15 protein-coding genes and 1 CRISPR repeat array are annotated in these 17,983 nt (G+C 29.0%); of the genes, 2 read left to right on the top strand and 13 right to left on the bottom strand.

From position 1 onward, the window contains the following. Window positions 1-348 precede the first annotated feature (348 nt). The gene (gene istB, locus ACTB1H_RS03235; protein ID WP_463261395.1) at window positions 349-1,119 is read left to right on the top strand and encodes an IS21-like element helper ATPase IstB; all 771 of its coding nucleotides are present in this window, start codon (window positions 349-351) and stop codon (window positions 1,117-1,119) included. A gap of 95 nt (window positions 1,120-1,214) precedes the next feature. Continuing rightward, window positions 1,215-4,402: a CRISPR direct-repeat array (repeat unit 30 nt; unit sequence ATTTACATTCTAGTATAGTTCTATTTGAAG). A 176-nt stretch (window positions 4,403-4,578) separates the two neighbouring features. Here the strand turns inward: istB and cas2 are convergent. The 11 genes from cas2 to ACTB1H_RS03180 form a co-directional block, all read right to left on the bottom strand. After that, window positions 4,579-4,899, bottom strand: a complete 321-nt coding sequence (cas2, locus tag ACTB1H_RS03230; protein WP_463261394.1) for a CRISPR-associated endonuclease Cas2 — start codon at window positions 4,897-4,899, stop codon at window positions 4,579-4,581. Then, the gene (gene cas1b / locus ACTB1H_RS03225) at window positions 4,862-5,854 is read right to left on the bottom strand and encodes a type I-B CRISPR-associated endonuclease Cas1b (protein ID WP_463261393.1); all 993 of its coding nucleotides are present in this window, start codon (window positions 5,852-5,854) and stop codon (window positions 4,862-4,864) included. Before cas1b ends, cas2 begins: the two co-directional genes overlap by 38 nt. 16 nt (window positions 5,855-5,870) lie before the next feature. Further along, window positions 5,871-6,353, bottom strand: coding sequence for a CRISPR-associated protein Cas4 (gene cas4, locus ACTB1H_RS03220; RefSeq protein ID WP_463261396.1), 483 nt, complete (start codon window positions 6,351-6,353; stop codon window positions 5,871-5,873). Window positions 6,354-6,407: 54 nt separating this feature from the next. Next, the gene (gene cas3 / locus ACTB1H_RS03215) at window positions 6,408-8,627 is read right to left on the bottom strand and encodes a CRISPR-associated helicase Cas3' (RefSeq protein ID WP_463261392.1); all 2,220 of its coding nucleotides are present in this window, start codon (window positions 8,625-8,627) and stop codon (window positions 6,408-6,410) included. Window positions 8,628-8,637: 10 nt separating this feature from the next. Beyond that, window positions 8,638-9,390: a type I-B CRISPR-associated protein Cas5b gene (gene cas5b / locus ACTB1H_RS03210; protein ID WP_463261391.1), complete on the bottom strand. Its 753-nt coding sequence runs from the start codon at window positions 9,388-9,390 to the stop codon at window positions 8,638-8,640. After that, a complete protein-coding gene (gene cas7i, locus ACTB1H_RS03205) occupies window positions 9,368-10,252 on the bottom strand; it encodes a type I-B CRISPR-associated protein Cas7/Cst2/DevR (RefSeq protein ID WP_463261390.1) in 885 nt (294 codons plus the stop codon). Before cas7i ends, cas5b begins: the two co-directional genes overlap by 23 nt. A gap of 11 nt (window positions 10,253-10,263) precedes the next feature. Then, window positions 10,264-11,979 carry a type I-B CRISPR-associated protein Cas8b1/Cst1 gene (gene cas8a1 / locus ACTB1H_RS03200; protein WP_463261389.1) on the bottom strand — a complete coding sequence of 572 codons (1,716 nt, stop codon included), beginning with the start codon at window positions 11,977-11,979 and terminating at the stop codon, window positions 10,264-10,266. A gap of 14 nt (window positions 11,980-11,993) precedes the next feature. Next, the gene (cas6, locus tag ACTB1H_RS03195; protein WP_463261388.1) at window positions 11,994-12,719 is read right to left on the bottom strand and encodes a CRISPR-associated endoribonuclease Cas6; all 726 of its coding nucleotides are present in this window, start codon (window positions 12,717-12,719) and stop codon (window positions 11,994-11,996) included. 17 nt (window positions 12,720-12,736) lie between these two features. Beyond that, entirely contained in the window at window positions 12,737-13,462 is a 726-nt protein-coding gene (cas6, locus tag ACTB1H_RS03190; protein WP_463261387.1) for a CRISPR-associated endoribonuclease Cas6, read from the bottom strand. An 11-nt stretch (window positions 13,463-13,473) separates the two neighbouring features. After that, complete coding sequence (locus ACTB1H_RS03185) at window positions 13,474-13,881, bottom strand: hypothetical protein (RefSeq protein WP_276458623.1); 408 nt, start codon at window positions 13,879-13,881, stop codon at window positions 13,474-13,476. A gap of 81 nt (window positions 13,882-13,962) precedes the next feature. Beyond that, window positions 13,963-14,883, bottom strand: coding sequence for a helix-turn-helix transcriptional regulator (locus ACTB1H_RS03180; RefSeq protein ID WP_463261386.1), 921 nt, complete (start codon window positions 14,881-14,883; stop codon window positions 13,963-13,965). A gap of 175 nt (window positions 14,884-15,058) precedes the next feature. Here ACTB1H_RS03180 and ACTB1H_RS03175 point away from each other — a divergent pair, with 175 nt between their 5' ends. Next, window positions 15,059-16,294, top strand: coding sequence for an aminopeptidase (locus ACTB1H_RS03175; RefSeq protein ID WP_463261385.1), 1,236 nt, complete (start codon window positions 15,059-15,061; stop codon window positions 16,292-16,294). A 15-nt stretch (window positions 16,295-16,309) separates the two neighbouring features. On the opposite strand, the gene ACTB1H_RS03170 is transcribed toward ACTB1H_RS03175, so the two are convergent. Beyond that, entirely contained in the window at window positions 16,310-16,561 is a 252-nt protein-coding gene (locus ACTB1H_RS03170) for a hypothetical protein (protein ID WP_463261384.1), read from the bottom strand. A gap of 63 nt (window positions 16,562-16,624) precedes the next feature. Next, complete coding sequence (locus ACTB1H_RS03165) at window positions 16,625-17,980, bottom strand: TRAP transporter large permease subunit (RefSeq protein ID WP_463261383.1); 1,356 nt, start codon at window positions 17,978-17,980, stop codon at window positions 16,625-16,627. Between the last annotated feature and the right edge of the window lie 3 nt (window positions 17,981-17,983).

Genomic DNA, 17,983 nt, shown 5'->3' with positions numbered 1-17,983 from the left:
TTCTCCGTTTCTGTTTATTGTCATTGATAACATTATAACAGAGAAGCTCTCATGAGCGTTGTTTTTTTAGTTGTGTTTCATTTAATTATACAATTCGCCATTAATTTCAGAAAACGGGTTAGAAAAAATAGAAACAATAATTTCTGAATTAGAAAAAATAAGCCCTTTAAATATTAATACAGAAAAAATCAAAATGTTATGCAATAGGAATAAGGATTTTAAACAGACGACTAAGAATAAAAACAAAGAGACTACAGAGATAGAAGTTCAATCAAAATTAATATTAACTCAATATGCAAGTATATTAAACAGCTCATCTGTAGCCTTTGATAGGGAGGTTACAATAATATGAGTATTAAAGAAAACAAAGAAAACATTGAAAGAATAAAGTTTCTTTCTAAAGAGCTAAAATTACCATACACGATGGGTAATGTAGAAGATGAAATCAAAGAAGCAAATTTAGAAGGTAATACATTCGAAGATTTTTTAAGAGAAATATTAGAAAGAGAATACGATTTAAGAAAAGAAAATGGTAAAAAAAGCAGAATTAGAGCAGCAAAGTTTCCGTATAAAAAATATATTGAAGATTTAGTAATAGAAGATCTGCCAGAAGATGCTCGCACAAAAATTAAGATGTTTTCATCGTTAGAGTTTATCAAAACAGGCCAAAATATAATTTTAGCAGGTAACCCTGGTACTGGAAAAACCCATATTTCAATAGGTCTTGGAATAAAAGCTTGTAATGCCGGATATAAGGTATTGTTTACAACAATACCCCTTCTGGTTAATGAGTTAAAAGAATGTAGATCACAAAGAACATTAAGAGCCTTTGAAAACAACTTTGAAAAGTACGATTTAATTATTGCAGATGAATTAGGGTACATATCATTTGATAAGGAAGCTTCTGAGCTACTATTCACTCATCTTTCTTTAAGGGCAGGTAGAAAATCTACAATTATTACTACAAATTTATCATTTGAAAGATGGGATGAAATTTTTAAAGACCCAGTTATGACCGTAGCTATGATTGATAGACTAACTCATAAATCATATATTGTTAATATGAATGGCAATTCATACAGATTAAAAGAAACAAAACAATGGCTTCAAGAGCAATAATTTTTTGTTCCCCTAGGGGAAATTTCAATTAAAATTTAGGGGAATTTTCACTTGACAATTACACTTAGTTTGCTTCTTTTTTTAGACTTAAACTTATTTACATTCTAGTATAGTTCTATTTGAAGTAAATAATGCACCACTTATATCAATATTTAATGTTAGATTTACATTCTAGTATAGTTCTATTTGAAGACAATAAAAGATAAAGTAAACAACAAGTTCTATAAAATTTACATTCTAGTATAGTTCTATTTGAAGTAAAACCTAAGTCTTTTTTAACATCCTTGATGATAAGATTTACATTCTAGTATAGTTCTATTTGAAGTTCCGCCATCCAGTTGGTCAGTTTCCCGCCATCTAGTATTTACATTCTAGTATAGTTCTATTTGAAGTTTTCTTTTGTAGCATTGCCTTTTCTGCTTCTTCTATTTACATTCTAGTATAGTTCTATTTGAAGGATTTTCAACGAGTCAATAAGTATCATAGAAAACATATTTACATTCTAGTATAGTTCTATTTGAAGAAGATCTAATTTTATTATTTCATTGTTTATCTTACATTTACATTCTAGTATAGTTCTATTTGAAGAAATTATTAACTTTTTTAAAAAAGGTGGTGATACAAATTTACATTCTAGTATAGTTCTATTTGAAGTTATTATTGAAGATAGCTAAAGCTAGTAAATTAGCGATTTACATTCTAGTATAGTTCTATTTGAAGTCTCCTTTTTTCCCATAGACTAGTGCTTATATTGCACATTTACATTCTAGTATAGTTCTATTTGAAGAATTACTTTGAATATTTTAAATCTTATTTTCGTGATATTTACATTCTAGTATAGTTCTATTTGAAGTCTAAATTAGCATCTAAATCTCCAGAATCATCGGCTATTTACATTCTAGTATAGTTCTATTTGAAGGTACCTGCTGATTTACTTAAAAAAATTGAATATTGATTTACATTCTAGTATAGTTCTATTTGAAGAAATCAGATTGAACTGTCATTTGCAAGTAAAATGAATTTACATTCTAGTATAGTTCTATTTGAAGGAAGGGCAATTAATGTTAAGTTTTTTCATTATCCCGAATTTACATTCTAGTATAGTTCTATTTGAAGATCTATTGCATACAATCTTCCTTATGAAGAGTGTAATTTACATTCTAGTATAGTTCTATTTGAAGCTATCTCTTGTTTCTGTTGTTCTACGTCTTGTTACAATTTACATTCTAGTATAGTTCTATTTGAAGCATATCAAAGAGCATACAAGAAAGTAAAATTAAGAAATTTACATTCTAGTATAGTTCTATTTGAAGATGTATTTTATTGCTCTCGTTTTTTATAATTAAATATTTACATTCTAGTATAGTTCTATTTGAAGTCTATTATTACCGCTTCATCACCGCAAATAAGTTGATTTACATTCTAGTATAGTTCTATTTGAAGTCTATTATTACCGCTTCATCACCGCAAATAAGTTGATTTACATTCTAGTATAGTTCTATTTGAAGTATTTGCCATTTTATTACCTCCTTTTTTTAATCTTTATTTACATTCTAGTATAGTTCTATTTGAAGAAGTCGGAGGAATCGAACCATGCCTTTTCTGTTGTATTTACATTCTAGTATAGTTCTATTTGAAGCATTCGCCTAGCTGGCTTTCATAAGCGACTACATTGATTTACATTCTAGTATAGTTCTATTTGAAGGAATAGAACGCCATCAAGATTAACCCAAAATATCCAATTTACATTCTAGTATAGTTCTATTTGAAGACTATTACATCAAAGCTACTGCAACGCTTATTGACGATTTACATTCTAGTATAGTTCTATTTGAAGATATTTCGAGAATCAACCTACTAAACCACACTCTTTTATTTACATTCTAGTATAGTTCTATTTGAAGTATATTCCCCTCTATTCTATTAAAATCTATAGACGTATTTACATTCTAGTATAGTTCTATTTGAAGTATATGCTGTATATATTATTGGTTCAAAGATTATTTATTTACATTCTAGTATAGTTCTATTTGAAGATACTCCTAGCGCTTGGGCTAAGGAGGCTTGGGAAATTTACATTCTAGTATAGTTCTATTTGAAGCTTCAACAACTTCAACCAAAGTACCGTTACGAGCAGATTTACATTCTAGTATAGTTCTATTTGAAGGAAGTCGCAACATATTGCAATTAAGTCAAATTCTACATTTACATTCTAGTATAGTTCTATTTGAAGTTTATTGAAGATAGCTAGATGTTAGTAAATTAGCATTTACATTCTAGTATAGTTCTATTTGAAGGCTGATGCAATAGTCATTCTAGAGTCTACTGCTAAATTTACATTCTAGTATAGTTCTATTTGAAGCAACATTGACGCCCAAAACGCCTCAAATTTGATGAATTTACATTCTAGTATAGTTCTATTTGAAGCTCTACAATAGATACAGCAATCATGCAAAAGAGAAAATTTACATTCTAGTATAGTTCTATTTGAAGGCATTTATTTCTTTGTTTATAGCTTCTACTGCGTATTTACATTCTAGTATAGTTCTATTTGAAGTTCAGTGTTAATGTCATTATCAATATGAGCATCAGCCATTTACATTCTAGTATAGTTCTATTTGAAGTAGTAAGCCCTTGTGGTAGTGGTAAGTCTATTATGAATTTACATTCTAGTATAGTTCTATTTGAAGTATAATTGCGAAAGCATTTGAAGATGCAGCAAACTCATTTACATTCTAGTATAGTTCTATTTGAAGACCCTTTCTAAATAAGTAATTCATACACTTCCACCAATTTACATTCTAGTATAGTTCTATTTGAAGTCATTTCAGTAGCGTCTTTTTTATCATCAGATTTTATTTACATTCTAGTATAGTTCTATTTGAAGCATTTATATATTTAATAAATCTTCAAAAAAAAATAAATTTACATTCTAGTATAGTTCTATTTGAAGGGGAGATGTAGTTAAACATTATAAGAAATTATCAAGATTTACATTCTAGTATAGTTCTATTTGAAGATGAAATTCTTATTCTCTAACGAACCCTTAAAATGTATTTACATTCTAGTATAGTTCTATTTGAAGTCCAATGAAACTACTAGAGAAGACAATGAAACTACTATTTACATTCTAGTATAGTTCTATTTGAAGAAACCCATTACTTTTAGCAGGTCTTGCATATCGTAGATTTACATTCTAGTATAGTTCTATTTGAAGGATAAGTCCTGACGGTAATCAAGTTTGGTCATTCACATTTACATTCTAGTATAGTTCTATTTGAAGACGTCTTCATGGAATAGACTTAATAAGCTGCGTCTAATATACTATTCAGTCTATTAGATTGAAATATTAAATCAAGTATAAAGTAAAGTAATATAATTTTTAAAAGCTTGATTTTTAAATTATTGTATTTCTGTCGAACACCATATAATAGTACACTATTATATATCGACAAATATTTAAAATATGTTATTTGTGTTATCATCTTCTACTCCCCAAAACTGCTTATTTAACCATTTTTCATCTCTACTTATAAATATGATTAGTGAATCTCTATCCTTTCGGATATATTTATCAAGTTCGTGTTTTAATTTTTGAAAGTTTAGTTCTGATAGATTCCCCTCAAATACTGATTTTTGAACCTGATATAAATATCTTTTAGAGATTTTATGAATATTTCTTGTTACTTTTGCTCCTTCTTCATCTGCCACAATATCATATACCAATATTACGTAAATAAAATCACCACCAAATTTTAAAACCAGAATATTCTTTTTCACCAATTATGTGTTTAATTATTTTATAACATTCAAGCCTAATTAAATATCTATAAGAAACATCTCTATTTAATTCCTTATGAAATATTGTTCTTTCTAATCTACCATCATAATCTTCTATAATTTTTTTTCTACTATTTTCTTTCAAATATGTGAAATTCGATTCTTCTTCAAAATCATCTATAGTTATTTTATTTTTATTTAATAGAGAAAAAATCATTCTATCAGCTATTAATGGTTTGAATATTTCTGATATGTCTAAACTTAAGGAGAATCTTTTCTCTCCAGGTTCATGTAAATAGCTAATAGTAGGGTTCAATTGAGTTTTATATATTTCACTTAAAGTTGTAGTATATATTAGTGAATTTGCAAATGAAATCAGGCTGTTTATCATATTATCTGGAGGTCTCTTAGTTCTCTTTGTAAATTCTATGTCTTGATTAATAATAATGTTCCATGCAGAATAATATTTTTTCCTGATATTTCCCTCTATACCCATTATCTGATTTATGCTAGTTGCAAAATCTAATTTTTTGCTCAAACTATCAATTTCAATTAAAAATTCATCTAATTCAGATCCTCTAGAATTATAATATCTCAGATTACGATAAATGTTTGAACTAGCAGTTTTTAAAATTTCTTTAGCTATTGATAATCTCAATGTTTCGTCAATATAGTGCCTTACTTGATTTACTACTAAATATCCACTTACATTGGTTTCTTTAGGATAATAACTTCCACTATAGAATCCATAATAGTTGAAAATATGGAGAATTATTCCTTTCTGAGATAAAAAATTCAATAATTTTGTGTTTAAGTCTATTTCTCCAAATAAAAATATCTCATCAACCACTTCAGATTTAATATCCTTAATGTCTCCCTCTTTAGTTGTCATTCTTATATTGTTATCTTTCCTAGACAAAACTCCGTTTTTAAAAATATAAAATTTTTCTCCCATATTTCATACTCCTAAATTATATATAGCATAATTCATAATATGCACAAGACTTGCAAATTGGACTATTTATTGGTTCTGGTGGTATTTTAAGATCTTTAACTTTTTCTATTTCCCTTAATGTCTCTTCTAATATTATACAATCTTCTTCATCAAGATAAATCTCTTTCCTTTTTTTAATTAAAGGATAGTCTAATACTCCTTTTTCAATATCCATTCCTTTATTTTTTAAAACGTACATATAATATTTTAATTGCATAATTGAAGCTTCTTCAATCTTCCTTGATTTTTTTACTTCATGAACTACTTTCCAATCCTTTATAAAATCAACTTTTATGTTTTCGTCAATTAATATATCCTTTTTCTCTCTGTTGTAGGACTCGTCATTTATTAGGCCCCCTATTTCTACCAATTCACTATTGTGTTCCATATTTAAATTGTGTGCATAATACCAGAGCTTTCTTTTGCAAACTATAAAATAATATACTTCTAATCCAGTTATCGCTGATATAATATCACTTCCTTGTATAATAAAATTATCTTGAATATCTCTTCTTTATTCATCAAATTTTGTCATTACAACTCCTTTATCTTTAGAATACTGACATGGAAACACTGGAATAATATCATGTTTAGATAGCTTTACCTCTTCTTTGATGTAATTTTTATGTTTAACATAAGTGTTATGATTAATATTCACTGTTAAATCTAATATCCTATTTCTAGCAATATTCCTTTGTTTTTTTAATTTTGCCTTTTCAGATGTGCTTAAGTTGTTATCAATTTTCATATTCAATATATTTAATGATTCAATAATTAAATCTTTGTGTTCTTCATATATTATTTGTGGAATTACTTGATACCTAAGTATGTTTCTAAATATATGTTTTACTTCATTCTTGCTTTTTTCATAATCTTCAATATTGTTAACGTAATCCATAATCTCGATTATCTTGTTAAAATAATTAGTTTTTCTTATATTGTCAATGCAATAAACTGAGTTTATCATGTCTATTTTATCTTTTTCAGATATAATCCCATCGTACTTGATTATCTCTTCTCTAGACAAATTAAAAATTTCTTTATCTATCACATGGCCAATACCACTTGGAGTTGATTTAGATTCTCCGACGAAAATATAACAATTATATTTATCATCTTCTAGAGTTCTTTTACGGTAACACCTTCCCATTCTCTGGAAAAGTCCATTTAAATCTGATAATTCTGTTATTAACAAATCAAAGTCAATGTCTAAAGACGCCTCTACAACTTGAGTTGATATCCATATTCCGCACTCATCTGATTTAACATCACCTATTTTAAGTATTGCTTCCTCTTTATCTTTTCTATCCTTTTTTATAAAAGCACTGTGAATCAAATCAACTTTGTCTACAGCCGGTTCTAATTCATCGTATATTTCTTGAGCCTTTTTTACGGTATTTACTATTACAAGCACTTTATTATTGTTATACATATTGAAAATGAACTCAGCCTTCAAATTATCTTCGATAACCCTTATACTATGTCTATTGAATGTTTCATCGATAAAAACCTTTTCTGGCATTGTGAAACTTATTTCCTCTTGTCGTAATATTTCTGGTAGGAAACTTGGTAATGTTGCAGTCATAATTGCAAATTTACCGCCTACTTCTTGAATATATTTTAATCCAATGATTAGATAGGCTATTAGATCTGAAGAATACATTTGAACTTCATCAATAATTACTTTTGAATATGATAATGTTGCTAATTTGAGTTCAAATCCTCTGTATCTATATACAAAGTCAAACAATTGGTCTAAAGTACATATAGTTAATGGCATGCATAATTGTTTAGTCTTACTAAAATATTCTTCAAAATCAATCAAATCATCGTCTAGTTTTAAGTATTCAGTATAAGTGTCAGAATGCAATAAGCCTACTCTTTTTTCCAAATTTTCTAGAACTATATTATCCTTAATCCTTTTATAAATAGAATTAATCGCTGCCTTCAATGGCAATGTAAAAAATCCTTTATTATCCCCTATCCATAATAAGCCAGCTTCAGTTTTTCCCATTCCAGTTTGAGCTACGACTATAACGTCTTCGTTGCTATGTTTATACATATATTTTTGCAGATCATTCCACTCAGCATTTGTCTGGTTTCTCCATTTATTCATCATGCTTTCCAAAGAATTGATTAAAAAATCATTCTTATATTCTACGTCAAGATGTGCACTTGCAGAATAATCTATTCGATTTAGTAGCCCTTTGATCAATACATATTTGTAAAACATACCTTTATCGTTTCTCTTATATATATAATCATAATTAAAATATTTTTTAGATAATTTACTTACTTTAATATTGTCTAATTTCTCATAATCAAACTCATGGATTATTTTCTGAATTTCTTCTAATTGATATTCATATTCTTGTTTATTATATTCGTATTCTCTTTCATGATGATAAGCAATAGCTGTGGCTAGCACCTTTATGTCAATTTCAGTTAATCCTTTTTCAATTAAAATGTCAGGTTCTAAAAATGAGATACTTAAAAAAGAATGAGGAACTTCATCTATTTTTTTTAGATTCGACTTAATATTTTTATTCCCTATTTTTTCTTGAAATTTAGGATTTATCTTCCCTAAGTCATGATATAAACATGCTATATACAACATATCCCAATCTATCTCTAGATCAGGATATGTTGACTTTAAAATATTATAGTTGCTTATTAAATTATCTGTGTGTTCTTGGATTGTTTCTTGTGGATTTGATTTTGCTAAAAATTCCATTTTTTTCTCCTTACAAAGCAAAAATAGGGTTACCATCTTCATCCAATAATGCATTTGAGTTTTCTACAATACTAATATGTGAAGTATATACTACATCTACTTTGTCCCAGTTTCTTATCATCTTATTTTTTACATTTTGAAGTTGGTAGTTCTTATTTAATTTATATTTAGTTCCCCTATACGAGACTCCATGAACTCCTCCATCAAGTATAATACCGTTATCCTCAAAGTCGGAACATTTAATATAAGCCTTTATATCAGGATCAAGTTCAATATCTTTATCTAGTTTTTTTCGGTTCACATCAACCATTTTTATTTCTTTTAAATAAACTAGATCCTCACGTCTTCCCAAAGATATATATTCCCTTGGATTCAAAAACGACTCATAAATTATGTTTAAATATGATTCATCTTTAGGTATGATATGAATCATTAATTTTATGTCAACTAATAATTCAGTATAGCCTGGTCCTTCAACCACGCCATATTTGTCTACTTTTAATTGATGTCTCCCTTGTTCAAATGTCATTCCATTTTTAAATTCATATCGAGTAAACAAGTCGAGATGCCTTGAGAAGTAAGAGCCTTGGATGCTTACATCCATTGGCACATACTCCTCGAACCCACATATATTGTGTACCATGCCAATTACAGTTGATGGGGGTGGTAATGGATAACTTTCTTTTAATTGAAAGCTAGTAGGTTTTTTATAGTTAGCTGTTTCTTGTTCGAGGACAATTCTAACAGCTTTCATAATACTCATCTACCTTATTTCTAATGATGTCAAAAAATTCTGCTGTTGTAGTTGCTCCTAGTTCATTTACGATTTGATTTTCATTCTTAAATAAATCTTTGACTATACCACAAAGAGTATCTTTTTTGATTGCATCATTCATAACACTGTTAATTGGTTCTATTGGTATTTCTGAATCTCTTACAGTGACTACATTGGAAAATATAGGATTTTTAATGTCGTAAACTCCGCCAATTACAAACAAAGGTTTCAAATCTTCTCTTCTTCCTCTGATATCTCTATAAAGAAATTCAACAGTCGTCAATAGTTTTTTCACTCTTCGTGCTTTTTCCTTATTATCAATATATATATTATCTACTTCGTCAATTCCAATTTGATCTAAATCTGCAGCAATAGTATATCTATAAAATGATCGATGAATTTCAGCTTGAGCAATATTCATATTTGATCCTATTCTGTCTGCCAACCCTTTGTTTGTAAGATAGTCTAAGTCTCCTCTAAATGGCTCCAATGAAATAGCATTTGTCAATCTAACTTTTGCAGAACGTTTTTTACCGGATGTATCTTTCATAGTTTTAAGATACCCAAAAAAGTCAATCTCGGGATACTTATCTATTGTTGCATTTTCATGAAATTGGATGGCTTTTTTATCCCCACCTCCAGATGCTACCACTTCTGCCAATTCTTCTCCTAGTTGTTCAACAATATTATACCTTAAAGCTTGTCTTGATATATAAGTATACTGGTCTCCTTTCCCCCTAGATAATTTTTTTAGTGCAGAAATATTTCCAATTGATTCTCCATAGTTTGCACTCTCTGCTTCAAAAATTATAGTTAAACACAATCCTTTTGGTTTTAATTTATTTTCCATCTTTATCCCCCTTAATTATTATTGTTTTCATTTTTATTGCTATCGCTTCCAGAAATTAGTCCACTGACGAATGCATATCCGATAGTCCTAAACGCTTCATCATCTTTCAAAATTTCTGTAATGATTTTTGGAACTTGTTTTCCTACATACAAATAGCAATTCAACAATGTATCCATAAAACTATTTTTGTTGTTAGTTTTTAAAGAATTTAGTAGTCTGTAGGATATACCAGCAATTTTATTTTCATTAGATTTTGTCTCGTATTCAGTTCTTAAATAGTAGCCTTGAGCCTTTGCCTTATCAACTATTTCACTATTCCAATCCTCCATATAGCTTAACCCCCTTAAATAATTAAAATTAATTTCTATTATGTTTACGATATCTCTACTTGAATAATATGCATTGTTTTTCCCCAGTTTATAAGTTAAAAGTTTATGAATCAAAAGATATAAGTTTTGATTGTCTAAGAAGTTCTTTGTCACTTCTTCTTGTAAATAATACCTAATTTCATTCTCTAGATAGTATTTCCCAGACAAATAACCTAATTGATCTCTGTTTCTATAAATAACATTTAATACATTAGCATTCAATAAGCTAAACCTGTAATGCGTTTTTGAATCTTTTTGTTTCTTCACAGTTGCAGCATTGGCATTCAATAAGCTAAACCTGTAATTATCATTTTCAAGCCTTACTACCTGAACATCTGACATCTCATACATAGTGGATTTTGCCATTGCTTCATTCATTGATTTTATGAATGCACCATAAGTAGAATTTGTATTGTTTTTAAGTATCTCAAATTCTATTTTATTATTTATAGTAATTAAGTTTTCGATATTGTTATTAGCATTAATAAATATTCCTTTATAAGTTGTAAATACAAATCCAGCCGGCACACAAGAATAAACTAACTTACATATCGGGCATATTCCTAAATCATAATAAAAGTTCCAAACATGTGATGTTTTCCTCCCGATATCAAACCCGATTTTGTTCATAAATGCTAAGTTCTCATCTAGATTAGATATTTGATTTCCACAAGTTGAACATTTATGCGAATATTTGGTTTTATCTATTTCTAAATATTCTAATACGGGATCTATAAAATGCTCCTTATAGGATATATATGGATCCAATACTTTATCTTGCCTGTTTAAGAATGAAACATTACTCCAAGACCGATTTATATAGTTGTAAATAATATTTCTAGCAGCAAGATATCTTTTAGCTTTTGGTTTCTTTAGCTCATCTATAATGATTTCAATTTTTTCAAAAGCATCTTCTATTTGCTTATATCCATCTTTTGATATTGTTTTAGGATTTATTTTTGTCAGCCCTTTTTCAAGTTCTAATAGATTATTCCTAGAGTCTATTAAAGGATACATTTTAGTATAGCTATTTCCTTTTAAATTCTTCTTTATATAATTTATTTGATCATTCAATATATCAATACTTTTATTGTCAAAATTAACAAAATTATCTTGTCTATAGTAGTCAATGAAATTTTGAAATTCAACTATTTTCCCCAATGGTATTAGTTTTTCATATTTATAGATTAAATATGAAAAAAATTTATCTTCAAAATTATTTAATGCTTCTTTATCAAAGCTTATGCTATCCTTAGCTTTTACTATTTTCTCGCCAGAATATTTTAGTATATTATAAACACCTACAACTCCAGCGTTATAAAGCCAATCTTCTAGGTAAAGGGTTATTTTTTCTTCCATTTTTTCCCTCCTTTTTATATTAAATCCAACATTCCAAATCCCGATGATCGTTGAGAGCAAACACCCGCTTTGTAAAAATAATCTAACAAGTATGGTTTTGCCTGAATTTCAATAATAGCCAAATTTGATGGTATTACTATATCATAGTGCTTGACTCTCACTTCTTTAGCCTTTATAACTGATAGTCTTAAATCATCTAAATCATATTTTGCTTTATCGCCAAATTGGTCTAATGCTTGGATTTTTATATTGTGAAGAAATATGTCTTTACCTTTTTGTGTGTCAAGTAAATGATACCATGTTGTTTTGTTGTCTCCATGGTGTTCTCTTATTGAAATAGGACTGAGTGTTTTAAATTTAGCATAATCATTAAGTATTGGTTTTTCTTTTACATTTATTATGTTCTTAGCTGTGATTGAATTTCCTTTAATGTCTATATTTTTATTTAAAATACCGATTATGGAATTATAAAACATTAAAGAATCATAGTTGTCATAAGAAGAGAATTCTAAATCGAAAGAACATGAAGGAATGATTATCTGATCTTGCAAGAACTTAGCTTGTGGCATATAAGTACTGAAAGTGAAGCCTTTACGTTTTGGTTGGTTTTCTTCATATAGCGATTTGTAATAATCCATGTCATATTTACTATAAGCGGTTTTTAAGAATGATAGTATCATCCTGTTCTTATCTTTAGGTATGCTTTCATTGCTTAGGTTAAATTTAACTCTAAATCTCATCTCTTCTCCCCTCCTTTCTATATTTGTTGTATACATCCAAATCCTTGAGAGTTTTTACTTCCAACTCCAGCATCAAGAGCTAATTCAAGCAACCTTTTATCCCCGGTAAGTTTAAATTTGCCAGAATATCCCTTTATTAAAAAATCCTTATAGTATACTATGTTTAAATTAGTGTTTGATATAGCTTTTATTGAAAAATCAACATCTTCTTCCAATTCTCCATAAAAGGCTGCGTATTTTTTTATTATATTATCTCTGATAATTCTTTGGAAATCGTTTTCATTCGGTGAAAAATAGCAAGTATATTTACTTCCATTTTCTTTTAGAAAAGTTGAGTAGGCTACTATTGGTGAAAGTGTCTTTACGATTAGTTCTTGGTTATCTACTTTTTCTTTTTTGAGTTGAGTTTTTTCTACTGATATGGTATTGTTCCCGAGCATCAATTGATCCTTTTGAAGCAAGTAATTGCCGAATGAATTTATAAATTCTTTTATAGGTGATTTAACAACCCATTCAGCTTTTTTGCCAAAATATAATTTTGAGTTTCGCAATTGCCCTTTTGTTAATATGTTAGAGTATGTAAATAACTTAAATTTTCTGCTTTCAAGAATGTAGCCTTTGTCATGTAGAAATTGAGCTAATTCATCATTTATATTGTTATATATAAATCCTTGCAAAATATGATTATAATGGGTTGGTAATACTATATTGTTTTGTGATTGAAATACGATTTTTAGTTCCATCTATACACCCCTTAATCCTTAATTAACTCTTCAAAAGCTTTTTTAAAAAGTTTGTACCTTTCATGCCCTAGTATTTGTTCCCCTTTCCTAATATTATATTTGATATCTTCTATTTTTATTTTTCGTGCGTCTTCATTAGTTTTTACTTTTCTTATATATTCCAAGTATGTCTCATCTTCTTTTTTATATAAATTTTTACATATTTCAATAGTTTTTTCTGAAAATCCATTTTTTACCAAATCATCTATTGACAATTTCCCTTCTTCCAATGCATCATGAAATAATGCTGCGATTTTCGCATCATTGGTTTTCATCTTTAGAGCTATTTCTATAGGATGGGATATAAACGGAACTCCATCATCTTCCATTCTCCCATAATACATTTTGTAGGATAACTCTATTGCCCGTTCAACATCCATTTTATCACTCCTAAAAATTTAGTTTTTCACGTTCTTATCATCTTGTAAATATTTTACCATAGATTGAGGCAATATATTGTCTTAATTATATATTTTATTTAAATATTCTATCTCTTTTTTTATATCTTCTCTAAGTTCGATAGGTTCTATTACATGAGCATATTTTCCCATACTTAATATCCAAGACTTTATTTCTTTATAGCCCATTATTTCAGATTCATATAATATAGTTTCATCATCTATTTCAGTGATCTTGTGTGCGTTCGAAAACCCTTTTTCTTTTACAAGTTGGTTAAATGGATGTTTTATTTCTACTTTTAGTTTAAAAGGTTTATCATTAATTATCCCAAAAGATGTGCTCAATCTTTTATTAATGTCTATGTTTTTATTAATTTGAAATTCTTCATCTAAGATATCTATCTTCTCTATTCTAGCTAATTTAAAATACCTTATATCTTTTCTAAGTTCACAATATCCAAAAAAATATACAGCTAAATCATACTCAAATACACCATAAGGATGTACGATTCTTGTTTTTTTAGAATCGTCATTTTTTTCTAATGGTTTGTACTTAAGCTTTAATTTCCTATGTTTAGAGATGGCAGTATTTATTATTTCCCATGATTTTAGTTCTTTTTCTTTAACTAAATTTGGTCTTACAACATTTTTTGAGAAAAAGTTTATTTCTTCGTGCCCAGAGATATTGTTTAATATTTTTTTAGTAAGTTTATCAAATATTGGGGCATGTGGATAGTCTTTACTTTTTATAAGTTCATTTACCATCTTCAAAGAGTCTATTTCTTCTTTTGTTATACCGATGAAAGATAGCTCTAGTGGCATTTCTAAATAATATCCACCATCTGGCCCACGTTTTGACCCTATGTAAAACCCACTTTTTTCTAAGTCTTCCTTGTATGTTTTTATCATTCTCTCACTTACTTCTAATTCTCTTGCTAAATCTTTAACTTTCATAGTACCATTTTTATTTAATAGTTTAACCATGTTGATTGCGTTGGATACCCGAGACATAAAATCACCTTATCTCTATTTTTAAATATATTTTTGTTTCTATATATTTTCCCATTTTTGTAAATTTTTCAATAACCGAAATATTTTCATTTACACTTTACAATTAATAAGCTAGAATATTTACATAAACAATATATGAGGTGATTAAGTGAAGAGTTTTGAAGAAAAAATATCTGATTATGCAAAATTAGTAGTTGAAGTAGGTATCAATATTCAACCGAATGAGCCACTTGTTATAACTGCACCTGTTGAAGGAGTTGAATTTGTTAGGAAACTTGCAAAAGTTGCTTACGAAAAGAAAGCTTCAGAAGTATTCGTAAATTGGAATGATGATGTACTTACTAGATTAAAATATGAAAATGCACCAATTGAGGTTTTTGAAGAATTTCCAAAGTGGAGAGCAGACATTATAGAGTATTATGCTAAGAAAGGTGCAGGTTTTATTAGCATCCATGCAGATGACCCAAATTTATTAAAGGGAATTGACACAGAAAAAATAGCTGTTGCAAATAAAACCTCAAGTATAGGGCTAAAGGATGTTAGAAAATATACTATGAATGATATCAATTCATGGTGTGTAATTTCTATTCCTACAAAAAATTGGGCGAAAAGTCTTTTCCCTGATATGAATGTTGAAGATGCAGTTGCAAAACTTTGGGATGCAATTTTTAAAGCGACTAGAGTTGATTTAAATGATCCTGTTAATGCTTGGAAAGAACATTTAGACTCCCTTGAGAGAAGAATGAACTATTTAAACGAAAAGAAATTTGAAACTCTACATTACACTGCATCTAATGGAACAGATCTTACAGTAAAATTGCCAAAAAACCATATTTGGGCTGGTGGTGGTGGGAAAAACAGCAAAGGTGTTTACTTTGTTGCCAATATGCCTACTGAAGAAGTATTCACTATGCCTCATAAATATGGTGTGGATGGTGTTGTTTACAGTTCAAAGCCTCTTAATTATTCTGGTAATTTAATCGAGGATTTTAAATTAGTATTTGAAAATGGGAAAGTGGTGGATTTTGATGCTAGAGAAGGCAAATCCATTCTAGAGGAAATGCTTAACATGGATGAAGGAGCAAAGAGACTTGGAGAAGTTGCATTGGTACCATATTCTTCTCCTATCGAAAAAGCTGGATTTTTATTTAAAAACACACTATTTGATGAAAATGCAAGCTGCCATTTTGCTCTTGGTAAAGCTTATCCGACGAATATTGAAAATGGAGTAAACATGAGCGAAAAAGAATTAGATGAAAATGGTGTTAACGATTCATTGATACATGTTGACTTTATGATTGGAACTAGTGATTTGTCTATAGTAGGAAAGACTGAAAATGGAGAAGAATGCATTATTTTCAAAAATGGAGAATGGAATATATAGGCTGCTATTTGCAGCCTATTTCATTGTGAGTTCATGTTCTTTTGTTATATACATCTTAATAAATCCTGCCATAACTCCTATGGTTGTCAATCTGATTAATAAGTTTAAAAAATCATTTTTAATCCAAAGTGAAATAGCATTTCCAATTTCACCACCTATGATGATGCTGACTAAAAAGAGCAAGAAAATAAATCCCGAACCTATTATAGATATGAGTATAATTATGCTGAAAATATTTTCTAAAATCGAGCTTATATTTTTTTTCACTATTCTCACTCCTAATAAATATATTACTTTAACTAATATAATTTTAATTTCCTCTTCTTAATACTATATAAATGGAACAGGCAGAATGCCTAATATTATTAGTATCGAAACTATCAAGTGAGAAAATACCCAATATAGTGCTAGTTTCATTGACTTTTTCATATCTGCTCCTGCAATACCAACCGCAGGATAAAGTGCCAAAGCTAATGGAGGTGTCATGCCTTCCATTCCACCAGTTATTGCTGGAAGCAATGCTGCAATCAATAGTGGATTTAATCCTACCTCCGATAAACTTGCAACGATTATTCCCCCAAATATGGCAACCTGTGATGAGCCAGGTAAAAACATGCCCAGTATCATCGTAAAAATCGGGAAGAATATCCCAAGACCAATACTGCCCATATTGAAGCTATTTATATATTCCCCGAGATTTTGTGCTAAATTTATATCTGTAAATAAAGCAGAAAGAGAATATGCAAAATATATAGTTGCAGCAACTGGAACTATTCTCGAGCTTGCACCCTTAAAGAATGTTCTCAATTTAATCTCCTTTTTCGATTTGTCATATTTTGCTATTAAGAATGTATAAATCGCAGCTATCGCAGGGGCAAACAATATTACTGAGCTTGAAAAAGCATTCGCACCGTCTTCTCCTAGCCTTGAAGCTATAAAAGTTTCTCCTAATGTGAAATCAATCAAAAAAGGTGCAAATATAATGATAGGTATTATTAGCGCTTTCCAACCCTTTTTAAACGATTCTTTTACATTAGGGATATCATTTTTATCTAATGCATTTACATTGTATTTTCTGCAAAGTATATACAATAAAATTAACCTTTGAAGTATAAACCAGATTCCAATTCCCCAGACAACAATCCAAAAGCTAGAAAGATTGTAATCGTTTGGATATAAAGCATCCAAAACACCAAATGCTAAAAGTATTGTCCCAGATGGCGGAAGGATCGGCCCTAATGAACTAGCTGACATCTCGACTGTAGCTGCTAATTCCCTTGGAAAATTAGATTTTATCATAGTTGGGATAGTAAATACTCCGTCAGCGACAACATTCCCAGGCCCTGTACCTGAAAGAGATGCCATAAATGTGCTGGAAATAAGACTTGCATAACCTGCCCCTCCTCTAAATCTTCCTACGATAGAAATAATAAAGTTCACTATATCATCTATGACGTTAGTTTTGCTAAAAATATATGCAAGCGCTAAAAATTCAACTATAGCAAAAAATAGAGTATTCGTAGAAGGGGTTATTAAATATTTCCAAAGGTTTGCAATATTTCCCGTGATGACAGAAAGAATAACTAATCCTATAAACATTGCTTCATAAATAGGTCTTTTAAACCCAACAAATACAATCAATATCAAGGCTAATAATATGACTATATATAATATCTCTATAGGCATAGA

Source organism: Soehngenia sp. (genome assembly GCF_055108775.1).
This window is presented reverse-complemented; position numbering and strand designations above follow the sequence as displayed.